Below are 1,576 nucleotides of genomic sequence, written 5' to 3'. Positions count from 1 at the left end.
TGAGGACAAGCCCTCGGCCTATTAGTACCGGTCAGCTCCACCCATTACTGGGCTTCCACATCCGGCCTATCAACCCAGTCGTCTACTGGGAGCCTTACCCTCTCAAGGAGGTGGGAATACTCATCTCGAAGCAGGCTTCCCGCTTAGATGCTTTCAGCGGTTATCCCTCCCGAACGTAGCCAACCAGCCATGCCCTTGGCAGGACAACTGGCACACCAGAGGTTCGTCCGTCCCGGTCCTCTCGTACTAGGGACAGCCCTTCTCAATATTCCTACGCGCACAGAGGATAGGGACCGAACTGTCTCACGACGTTCTAAACCCAGCTCGCGTACCGCTTTAATGGGCGAACAGCCCAACCCTTGGGACCGACTCCAGCCCCAGGATGCGACGAGCCGACATCGAGGTGCCAAACCATCCCGTCGATATGGACTCTTGGGGAAGATCAGCCTGTTATCCCCGGGGTACCTTTTATCCGTTGAGCGACGGCGCTTCCACAAGCCACCGCCGGATCACTAGTCCCGACTTTCGTCCCTGCTCGACCCGTCGGTCTCACAGTCAAGCTCCCTTGTGCACTTACACTCAACACCTGATTGCCAACCAGGCTGAGGGAACCTTTGGGCGCCTCCGTTACCCTTTGGGAGGCAACCGCCCCAGTTAAACTACCCATCAGACACTGTCCCTGATCCGGATCACGGACCGAGGTTAGACATCCAGCACGACCAGAGTGGTATTTCAACGGCGACTCCACAACCACTGGCGTGGCTGCTTCAAAGTCTCCCACCTATCCTACACAAGCCGAACCGAACACCAATATCAAACTGTAGTAAAGGTCCCGGGGTCTTTCCGTCCTTCTGCGCGAAACGAGCATCTTTACTCGTAGTGCAATTTCACCGGGCCTATGGTTGAGACAGTCGAGAAGTCGTTACGCCATTCGTGCAGGTCGGAACTTACCCGACAAGGAATTTCGCTACCTTAGGATGGTTATAGTTACCACCGCCGTTTACTGGCGCTTAAGTTCTCAGCTTCGCAACCCCGAAAGGTCACTAACCGGTCCCCTTAACGTTCCAGCACCGGGCAGGCGTCAGTCCGTATACATCGCCTTACGGCTTCGCACGGACCTGTGTTTTTAGTAAACAGTCGCTTCTCGCTGGTCTCTGCGGCCACCCCCAGCTCAGAGTGCAAGACTCATCACCAGACGTGGCCCCCCTTCTCCCGAAGTTACGGGGGCATTTTGCCGAGTTCCTTAACCATAGTTCACCCGAACGCCTCGGTATTCTCTACCTGACCACCTGAGTCGGTTTAGGGTACGGGCCGCCATGAAACTCGCTAGAGGCTTTTCTCGACAGCATAGGATCATCCACTTCACCACAATCGGCTCGGCATCAGGTCTCAGCCTTAACGTGTGACGGATTTGCCTACCACACGGCCTACACCCTTACCCCGGGACAACCACCGCCCGGGCTGGACTACCTTCCTGCGTCACCCCATCGCTTACCTACTACCACCTTGGTTCGCCGGCTCCACCACTTTCCTTTCCCCGAAGGGTCCGGAACGGCTTCACGGGCTTAGCATTAGA

The 1,576-nt window shown here is 56.5% G+C and carries 1 rRNA gene (running past one end of the window); it reads right to left on the bottom strand.

From position 1 onward, the window contains the following. Position 1 precedes the first annotated feature (1 nt). A 23S ribosomal RNA gene (locus AB0F56_RS35855) occupies positions 2-1,576 on the bottom strand (it continues 1,636 nt past the right edge of the window).

Source organism: Streptomyces sp. NPDC026092, assembly GCF_040638605.1.
GTDB lineage: Bacteria > Actinomycetota > Actinomycetes > Streptomycetales > Streptomycetaceae > Streptomyces.
Note: the sequence above shows the minus strand (reverse complement) of the source record. Positions and strands in the feature narration are given on the sequence as shown.